This window comes from Ruegeria sp. BB5 (assembly GCF_056539405.1).
The window spans coordinates 155,596-164,582 of sequence record NZ_JBQFUX010000010.1; the positions used below are offsets into that span (position 1 = coordinate 155,596).

General features: G+C 59.0%; 9 protein-coding genes. 3 read left to right on the forward strand and 6 right to left on the reverse strand.

Features of this window, described 5'->3' with window-relative positions; genetic code table 11:
* Positions 1 to 96: 96 nt before the first annotated feature.
* Both ACR0DL_RS18835 and ACR0DL_RS18840 read right to left on the reverse strand, forming a co-directional pair.
* A complete protein-coding gene (locus ACR0DL_RS18835; RefSeq protein WP_170553219.1) occupies positions 97 to 360 on the reverse strand; it encodes a hypothetical protein in 264 nt (87 codons plus the stop codon).
* Positions 361 to 938: 578 nt separating this feature from the next.
* Positions 939 to 2,237 carry a lytic murein transglycosylase gene (locus ACR0DL_RS18840; protein WP_480690737.1) on the reverse strand — a complete coding sequence of 433 codons (1,299 nt, stop codon included), beginning with the start codon at positions 2,235 to 2,237 and terminating at the stop codon, positions 939 to 941.
* A gap of 111 nt (positions 2,238 to 2,348) precedes the next feature.
* Here ACR0DL_RS18840 and ACR0DL_RS18845 point away from each other — a divergent pair, with 111 nt between their 5' ends.
* A complete protein-coding gene (locus ACR0DL_RS18845) occupies positions 2,349 to 2,735 on the forward strand; it encodes a DUF1801 domain-containing protein (RefSeq protein WP_480690739.1) in 387 nt (128 codons plus the stop codon).
* Here ACR0DL_RS18845 and rnr read toward each other — a convergent pair.
* Genes rnr through dapE form a run of 3 tightly spaced genes read right to left on the reverse strand, consistent with a single transcriptional unit; the run spans position 2,726 to position 6,750 of the window.
* Positions 2,726 to 4,984 (reverse strand): ribonuclease R, encoded by a 2,259-nt coding sequence (rnr, locus tag ACR0DL_RS18850; protein ID WP_480690741.1) that lies wholly within the window; start codon positions 4,982 to 4,984, stop codon positions 2,726 to 2,728. The two genes, ACR0DL_RS18845 and rnr, sit on opposite strands and share 10 nt — an antisense overlap.
* Before the next feature lie 47 nt (positions 4,985 to 5,031).
* On the reverse strand, positions 5,032 to 5,607 hold the full coding sequence (locus ACR0DL_RS18855) for a TIGR04282 family arsenosugar biosynthesis glycosyltransferase (RefSeq protein ID WP_480690743.1): 576 nt from the start codon (positions 5,605 to 5,607) through the stop codon (positions 5,032 to 5,034).
* A gap of 3 nt (positions 5,608 to 5,610) precedes the next feature.
* Positions 5,611 to 6,750, reverse strand: coding sequence for a succinyl-diaminopimelate desuccinylase (gene dapE, locus ACR0DL_RS18860; protein ID WP_480690745.1), 1,140 nt, complete (start codon positions 6,748 to 6,750; stop codon positions 5,611 to 5,613).
* A 209-nt stretch (positions 6,751 to 6,959) separates the two neighbouring features.
* On the opposite strand from dapE, the gene ACR0DL_RS18865 reads away from it, so the two are divergent.
* Positions 6,960 to 8,018: a transporter substrate-binding domain-containing protein gene (locus tag ACR0DL_RS18865; protein WP_480690747.1), complete on the forward strand. Its 1,059-nt coding sequence runs from the start codon at positions 6,960 to 6,962 to the stop codon at positions 8,016 to 8,018.
* On the opposite strand, the gene ACR0DL_RS18870 is transcribed toward ACR0DL_RS18865, so the two are convergent.
* Positions 8,015 to 8,359: a hypothetical protein gene (locus ACR0DL_RS18870; RefSeq protein WP_170414020.1), complete on the reverse strand. Its 345-nt coding sequence runs from the start codon at positions 8,357 to 8,359 to the stop codon at positions 8,015 to 8,017. The two genes, ACR0DL_RS18865 and ACR0DL_RS18870, sit on opposite strands and share 4 nt — an antisense overlap.
* 351 nt (positions 8,360 to 8,710) lie before the next feature.
* Here ACR0DL_RS18870 and ACR0DL_RS18875 point away from each other — a divergent pair.
* A partial coding sequence (locus ACR0DL_RS18875; protein ID WP_480690749.1) for a hypothetical protein occupies positions 8,711 to 8,987 on the forward strand: 277 nt, incomplete at its 3' end.

Genomic DNA, 8,987 nt, shown 5'->3' on the forward strand with positions numbered 1-8,987 from the left:
GTATCTACGAAACGCAAGGGGCGGTTGGATTAGCAACCGCCCTTAGTTTTGAAGATCCGAGTCTTGCTCTGCCTCATTAGGTTATATGTGACAGAGCTAAATTTCGTCCGGAGAAAAGTCACACCGGCTCCAGCTATCATCGTACTCTCCCAAAACTCGGGACAACCCCAATAGTGACACAAAAAGTCGTGCGTAAAAATCCCGCGACATGAGTGGCTCGTTTTCATCCAGCAACTGAACAAGTTTGGCGACTTCTGTAGCAAAGACATCATAGACCTCTTTGTCCGTGGACGTTGGATCCAACGTCCAGATGTCGTGTTTGTCATAGTACTGCGCTGGTTGTGGTGTGTCTTCGGTCATAGTGCGGCCTCATCATTTGAGGCACACTTGGGATTGATGAAGCTACCGGCAATATACGTGGCGGGTAGTCACAACAAAATGGCGGCCGAGACCATAAGATTCAGACTAAGACACCTCAGTGACGTTAGTGTTTGAAGCCGCCCTTGCATATTCAAGCTGCCGAAATCATCCGGCAGTAAATTCGGCACAGTTAGTACGTTCGTACGACGCCGGTCGTGTTTGGCTCGGTTCGGCTGTGTCTATAACCTGTGTATCAGTTCCAGCCTCTGTCAGGCGTGCTAGCAGTTTTCAGCGCTAAGCAAAGCTCAGCACACGAGCATTACAACCCCATCGCGCGGGAATATAAAAATTGTCGCGCGATAAAAAACTTGATTTGATGCAACTTAGATTCAAATATGTGAATGCGATCCGGTTTTTTATTACCTCTACTGGCGTCGCGACCCGCTAAACTGCTGGGTCCACCTCCCGTCTATCGTAGTGAGTGCCGGTAGTCGGGAGGTTACTCATCCCATAAAGCCAAAAACTAAGAGAAAATGTCCGCACCTCGCACCTAAACACTATACAGGACCTGTTCATTATCACCGCAACCGCTCTAATAGCTTCAAACTGGCATATCCATCCGGGAGCAGCCCCTGCGCCAACTGATACGCGCGGACGGCGTCGGTCGTGTTTGGTCCGGTGCGCCCGTCGATGCCCTGCGTATCAAAGCCAGCCTCGGTCAGGCGGGATTGCAGTTCCTTTTTCTCGGTGAAACTCAGCACCCGGTCACCGCGCGGCCAGTTGGCTTGAAACGGCGCTTGGCCGGCCAGACGGTCGGACAGATGGCCGATACCGATCACATAGGCGTCGGCACCGTTATATTTCTCGATCACGCCGAAATTGTCGAAGATCATCAGCGCCACGCCCTGCCCTCCGGCGGGCAATAGAATGGCCGCCTGTCCGTAATCCGGCACCGGCGTACCATTGGGACCCAACACGCCGCGCGCGGCCCAGTCAGAGGGCATCAATGTATAATCCCGCTTGGCCACGGCATAGTCGAACCCTTGCGGCAAACGTACTTCGACACCCCAAGGCTGACCCTTGATCCAGCCGTGCCGCGCTAGGTAGGCGGCGGCAGAGGCCAACGCGTCGGTCGGGTCCTCGGACCAGATATCGCGCCGCCCGTCGCCATCGAAATCCACCGCGTGATCCAGGTATGAGGTCGGCATGAACTGTGTATGACCCATCGCGCCCGCCCAGCTGCCGACCATATTCCCGGCACTGACATCCCCGGCCTGAACGATCCGCAAAGCCGCGATCAATTGAGTTTCAAAGAACTGCGCCCGCCGCGCGTCAAAGGCCAGTGTCGCCAGCGAGCGGATGGTCTGATCACTGCCCCTAAACGTCCCGAACGAGGTCTCGAGCCCCCAGATCGCCGTCACAACCTCTTTCTCGACGCCATATTGCGCCTCGATCCGGGTCAGGGTTGCGTGATGGCGTTCCAGCCCGGCGCGACCGTTGCGGATCCGCGTGTCCGACACAGCGGCATCCAGATACTCCCAGATCGGTTTTGAAAACTCGGCCTGATTGCGATCCCGTTCGATGATTTTCTTGTCATAGGTCAGGCCCGCCAGCGCCCGATCCAGCGTCGCGGCTGAAATGCCCTGTTGTTCTGCCCGTTCGCGGAACGCCCCCAGCCACGCCTGAAACCGCGCGTTTCCTTCGGTCGACACCCGATACTCCTTAGCTGAAGGCCGCACGATCGGTCGGAGGGACACGGTCATATCAGCCGAGGCCAGCTGAAAGGTCTGTGACCTATCCGCTGAATTGTGGGATTCCGCCTGCACAATGGATGCCCATAATGCAGCGGCTATGATGCCACTTACGCATTTACGCATTCCGAAATTCCTGATTACTGCTCAACCTCAGGATAGCGCAAAGTGTGAGATTCACAAAGCACTCAGACCAAAATACCTGACGCGCCCGGCCAAACCGAATAAGCTGCTGGGATGACACCCTTTGACGATCCAAAAGTTGCCACCGCATTTGACGCGCTGCCAATTGATGCTCGTGTCGGGGCGCTTGCCCTGCGTGACCTGATCTTTGACACCGCCGCGTCCTTGCCCGACACGCAGCCTTTGCAGGAATCGCTGCGCTGGGGTCAGCCCGCCTATCTGGCCCCAAAGGGTTCAACAATCCGGATCGGCACGCATAAGTCCGCGCGATTTGCACTGTATGTGCATTGCCAAAGCCGGTTGATGGGTGATTTCACCTCGGCCTTTCCCAGCGAGGATCGGCTGGATGGCAACAGGGCCGTGTTGTTTGACGACCCCGCGCAGATCGACCCGACGCGCCATGGCTGGCTGATTGCGCGGGCGCTGACCTATCACCTCTGACGGCGTTTGCGTTCGACCTTGCGTTTGATCTTGTCTTTCTTGCGCTTGTTGCTAACCGCTTTGCGTCGGGTTGGCCGCCCTTTCGCACCGCGTCCCCGTGGCAGGGCCTGATCGTCAATGGACAACAATTCCAGTTCCAAACCGCCGGTCACAGGCGTCGCCGCGGTAAGACGCACGGTGACACGCTGTCCGATGGCGATGATCAGCCCGGTGTCCGATCCCATCAGCGTCCCTGCCTCACGATCGAAATGGAAGAATTCGCGCCCGAGTGATCGGACGGGCACCAGACCATCCGCACCGGTTTCGTCCATTTTCACAAAGGCCCCGAACCGGGCGATACCACTGATACGGCCACTGAACTCATTGCCTACGCGCTCGCTGAGATAGGCAGCCAGGTAGCGATCTGTCGTATCCCGTTCGGCCATCATCGAACGCCGCTCGGTGTCCGAAATATGGGTGGCGGTTTCTTCCAGCCGGGCGATTTCGTCCTCGGTCAGCCCGTCGTCACCCCAGCCGTGGGCCGTGATCAGCGCCCGATGCACGATCAGGTCGGCATAGCGTCGAATGGGCGAGGTGAAATGCGCATAGTTCCGCAGTGCCAGGCCAAAATGACCGAAGTTTTCCGGGTTGTAATACGCCTGCGCCATCGACCGCAATGTGCTGAGGTTGATCAACTCGGCATCCTCGGTCCCGGCGGCGGCGTTCAAAAGCGCATTCAGATGCCGGGTTTGCAGAACCTGGCCCTTGGCCAAATTAAGACCGGCGGCCTGCGCCGTTTCCCGCAGACTTTCCAGTTTCTCAGGCGCGGGCTCTTCATGCACGCGGAACAGCAGCGGGCGGCGCTTGGCAATCAGGGTCTCGGCGGCGGCGACATTGGCGAGGATCATGAACTCCTCGATCAGCTTATGGGCGTCCAACCGGTCGCGGAACGCTACGCTGGTCACTTCGCCCGCATCGCTGAGAACGATCTTGCGTTCCGGCAAGTCCAACTCCAGCGGCTGCCGTTCGGCGCGCGCCTTCTTCAGGGCCGCATAAGCGGCGTAGAGCGGTTTCAGAACAGTTTCCAACAAAGGTCCGGTGCGGTCATTCGGGTTACCGTCAATGGCGTCCTGCACCTCGGCATAGTGCAGCGAAGCGGCCGAACGCATAAGGCCCCGCACAAACCGGTGTTCGATCTTGTTGCCGTCTGCGTCGATCTGCATCCGTACGGCGATACAGGCGCGCGGAACGCCTTCGTGCAGCGAACACAGATCGCCGGACAGGCGATCCGGCAACATCGGCACCACACGATCCGGGAAATAGCTGGAATTACCACGCTTTCGCGCCTCGCGATCCAGTGCGGTTCCCGGCTGCACATAAGCAGCAACATCCGCGATGGCGACCCAGATCACATGACCGCCGGGGTTTTTCGGGTCCTCATCCGCGTGCGCATAACAGGCGTCGTCATGGTCGCGCGCGTCCGAGGGGTCGATGGTCAGCAGCGGCATGTCCCGCAGGTCTTCGCGCCCTTTCAGGCCGACGGGTTTGGCCTTATCGGCCTCGGCAATCACCTTATCAGGGAAATCGTCGGGGATACCGTGCTGGTGGATCGCGATCAGCGACACCGCCTTGGGTGCCGATGGGTCACCCAGCCGCTCGACGATACGGGCGCGCGGCAGACCCATGCGGTTCTTGGGGCCTGCCTGTTCGGCCTCGACCAGTTCGCCATCCTTGGCGCCCAGTACCGCACCGTCATGCACCAGCCATTCGGTCGAGCCGGTCTTGTCGATGGGGACGATCCGTCCACCTTCGGCGCTTTTGCGGAAGATACCGACGATCCTGCGCGGATTGGTTCCGATACGTCGGATCAAGCGCGCTTCGTAGTTGTGGTCTTCTTCATGTACCACCGTCAGGCGAGCCAGAATGCGGTCGCCCTCGCCCAGCGCCGGATCGCTGGCGCGCGCAACGATCAGAACGATGGGTTCAACGCCTTCACCATGCCATTCCAGCGGGCGCGCGAACAGGTCACCATCGGCATTCGGAGCCTTTACTTGCAACACGCTGACCGGCGGCAACCGGTCCGGGTCACGATAGCTGCGCTTGCGCTTTTCCAGATGCCCTTCGGCCTCAAGTTCTTTGAGGATGCGCTTCAGATCAATTCGATCTGCACCCTTGATGCCAAAGGCTTTGGCGATATCGCGTTTCGAGGTCAGGGTGGGGTTCGCCGAGATCCAATCGAGGACCTCTTGCTTGGTAGGGATGCGAGTCATAAGTCCGGCGTATCACGGGGATGCGACGGCGTCATGACTAAAAAAGATCAGGGTTTCAGATCGGCAACCGTGTCCACGTCACGCAGATGATCCAGAAAAGCCACCCGCGTTCCGGGGATTGAGACCAGAGTATCGGCCAGTGCGTGTTCCGTGGACCAGCGGACATCGCGGAACAGGTTCGTGGGCAAAGCCCCATAGCGTTGCGCGCCAACCAGCCAGTAGCCCCCGTCCGGCGCAGGCCCGAACACCATTTGCGTCGAGCCCAGCGCCTTGAACGCCCGCGCAATATGCCCCCGCGTGATGCCGGGAATATCCGCACCAATTAAACAGATCGGACCTTTTGGCATGTCCCGCAACATCCGGCCCATGCGATCACCCAGATCACCGTTCCCCTGTGGCACTCGCAGCAGATCCACCGGCCAGATACGGCTGTTCAGCCCCTCGCGGTCCGGGGAGACCGCCAGGACAATCTGCCAGCGCGGGTCGCGTAACCGCCGGATCAACGACTGGGTCTGATGCCGAAACCACCAGGCTGCGCCGACCATGCTGATATCGCGACCCAGACGAGTCTTTACCCGGCCCGGGCGTGGTTCCTTGACCATGATGACCAGAGTCCGCTGCATGGATCAGGCGAAATAATCCCGCAGGATGCGCGTGTAGATCGCCTTGAGCTGGTCGATCTGCGCCACCTCGACGCATTCATCCACCTGATGCATCGTGCGGCCAACCAGGCCGAATTCGACCACCGGGCAGTGGTTTTTCACAAACCGCGCGTCCGAAGTACCGCCGGTCGTGGACATCTCGGGTCGCAGGCCCGTTTCCGCCTCGACCGCTTGCGCCACCAGATCCGAGAGCGGGCCGGGCGGGGTCAGAAAGCTTTCACCCGAGATTTTGATCTTGATATCGACCTCGACGTCATATGCCTTAGCCACACGCTGCGCTTCGGCCCGCAACCAGTCGCTTAGGCTTGCACCCGAGTGCAAATCGTTGAACCGTATATTCACTGCCCCACGACATTGCGCCGGGATCACATTGGTTGCTGTATTTCCGGTATCGATATTCACAACGGCCAGCGTCGAGGCATCGAAATGATCCGTGCCCTGATCCAACTCATGACTGGCCAGGTCGTGCATCAGCCGCGCCATGGCGGGCAGCGGGTTTTTGGCGCGATGCGGATAGGCGGAATGTCCCTGCACGCCGGTCACCGTGAACCACGCCGTCATCGAGCCACGACGCCCGATCTTCATCATCTCACCCATCGTGTTCGGGCAGGTCGGTTCGCCGACCAGACAGACCGACATCCGTTCATCGGCGCGCTCCATGTAATCCAGCAACGCGGTCGTGCCGTCCACGGCATCACCCTCTTCATCCCCGGTGATGGCAAGAATGACTGCACCGTCTGGTGGCGTGTCTTGCACGAAATCCACCGCCGCTGCCGCAAAGGCCGCCACGCCGGATTTCATGTCAGTCGTCCCCCGCCCATACATCACGCCGTCGCGGATTTCCGCCCCAAAGGGCAGCATGGTCCAGGCGGCTTCATCCCCGACCGGAACAACATCGGTATGGCCATTGAACCCAAAGCTACGCGCATGGCCCTTTTTGCCCCAGCGCGCGAACAGGTTGGCGACACCCCCGCGATCGACCCGCGTGCAATCGAACTCCGCATCCGACAATAACTTTTCCAACAACACCAGCGCGCCGCCTTCCTCGGGTGTGACCGATGGGCAACGGATTAGGTCCGCTGTCAATTCTACCGGATCTGTCATGGTGAGACCTCTTTGCTTCATTCGGGCGCTGGTTCGCGCACAGATTCAACGAATTGGGCCGATTGCCAACCCCCGCACGCCCGATTCCACGGGCTTTTTTCTGTTTGTATCGCGCCGATACCCCAATAAAACACGGACCTTGACCCCGCGACCACCTTGCCGCACCCGTCAAAATTGCGTTAGAGCCGCGCCAAACAGGTAAACTGACGATGATACGCGCCCTATTCGCACTGATCTGCCTTACCTTCGCCACGCTTGCACAACAAGCCAAGGCGCAGACACTGGACGTCACCACCGTGACCCGCCCTCCGTTTTCCTATGTCGAAGACGGGGCACAGACCGGTTTTTCCATGGATCTGCTGGCGGCGCTGGCCCAGTCGCTGGATTGGGACTATTCGGTCAACCGGGTCGAGGCGTTCAGCGACATGCTGGGTGCGGTGCAGGACGGCACCGCCGATCTGGCCATCGCCAACATCTCTATCACCGCGGCGCGCGAAACGCAGATGGATTTCAGCCAGCCGATCTTTGAGGCCGGTTTGCAGATCATGGTCCCGTCCGAGGCCGCGCGCCGGCCCTCGCTGCTGCATGCGTTGCTGTCGACCGAATTGTTCATCGCCATTGGCCTGGCCTTTGCCATCCTGTTGGGCGGCGGCATGCTGATGTGGGGGTTCGAGCGCCGCTCGCAGCCCTATTTCGACCGCAAATTGAATGAGGCATGGTTCCCATCCTTCTGGTGGGCACTGAACCTGGTGGTCAATGGCGGTTTCGAAGAACGCATGCCGCGCACCCCGTTTGGCCGTGTGCTGGGCGTCGTTCTCGTGGTGTCATCCCTGTTCATCGTGTCGGTTTTTACCGCGCGCATCACCTCGGTCATGACGGTGGATGCGATCAGCGGCAACGTGAATTCGGTCAACGATCTGTATGGCAAACAGGTGGGCACGATTTCGAACTCGACCGCCGCCAATTTCCTGAACCGGCGCGAGATCGAGTTTACCGGATATTCCGGTCTGGATGAGATGCTGACCGCCTTCAAGGACAAAGAGCTGGACGCGGTTGTTTTTGACGCGCCGATCCTGTCTTACTATGCCTCGCACGAAGGACGACGGATCGCATCGGTGACCGGCGGCGTGTTCTTGCGAGAGAATTACGGGATCGCCTTCCCGACGGGATCACCCTTGGTCGAGGACGTCAATCAGGCGCTGCTGTCGCTGCGTGAAGACGGCACCTATGACGAGGTATACCGCAAGTGGTTCGGGGTTCGGAACTAACCCTGCTCCCCATCGCCGAAAAACGGCGTCATCTGCGCGACTATGACCGCGTTTTCATCCAATGCCCGCTGCATCAGCGCGCGCTCGTCGGCGTCAATGTCATGGCCCTGTGCTTCTCGCTCGGCCAATGTGCCATAGCCGGTGACGTCCAGCGGCGCGGTGTCTGCCTGTTTCAGGATCGCCACGGTCTCGCGCACGGCTTCGGCCTCATCCACGCCGCTGGCGAAACACATCAGCGCCGCGCCGGTCGCGCCGTCAGGCAAGCCATCGCCATCCTTGCGGCCGATTTGTACAAGCAAGGTATAGACTTGCTGACGCGAGGGTTTCTTTTGCTTTTCCATGGCGCCTGCATTACGGGCGCAACAAGGCATGGTCAACTGATAGAACGATCCGGCAGCAAGACCTGATTCGGTTTGTGGGCAATCGAAATACGTTGCATCAAAGCCAACAGGCATCCACCTTCATGCAAAATTGACACACAGGAACTGCAAAAATTTCTCCGCTGGATTGACAGGAAAATTATTGAGAATCCGCATGGTTGAAATCGGTACAATTTCGCCGACAATCTGAGTTTATTTGCGCGGAAATTAGCTTACGGCAGCGCCACATCTTTGGGTCGATACGAGGTATGGCATGCGAAATTTAGAATACCCAACACTATTGGTCGCAATTTTTTAACAAAGGAAAGTTCAATGAGTACTTTGTCTAAACTCCTAACTACCGTGGCAAGCGTCTCCGTTCTAGCTCTGGCTCCCGCAGCTTTTGTTGTGACAATCGCATCCACCAACTCTGTGCAAGCTGAAGCCAGCGGCGGAGGCGAAGAAGGTGGCGGTTCCGGCGGCGGCGAAGAAGGCGACAGCTCCGGTGGCGGCGAAGAAGGCGACAGCTCCGGTGGCGGCGAAGAAGGCGACAGCTCCGGTGGCGGCGAAGAAGGCGACAGCTCCGGTGGCGGCGAAGAAGGCGACAGCT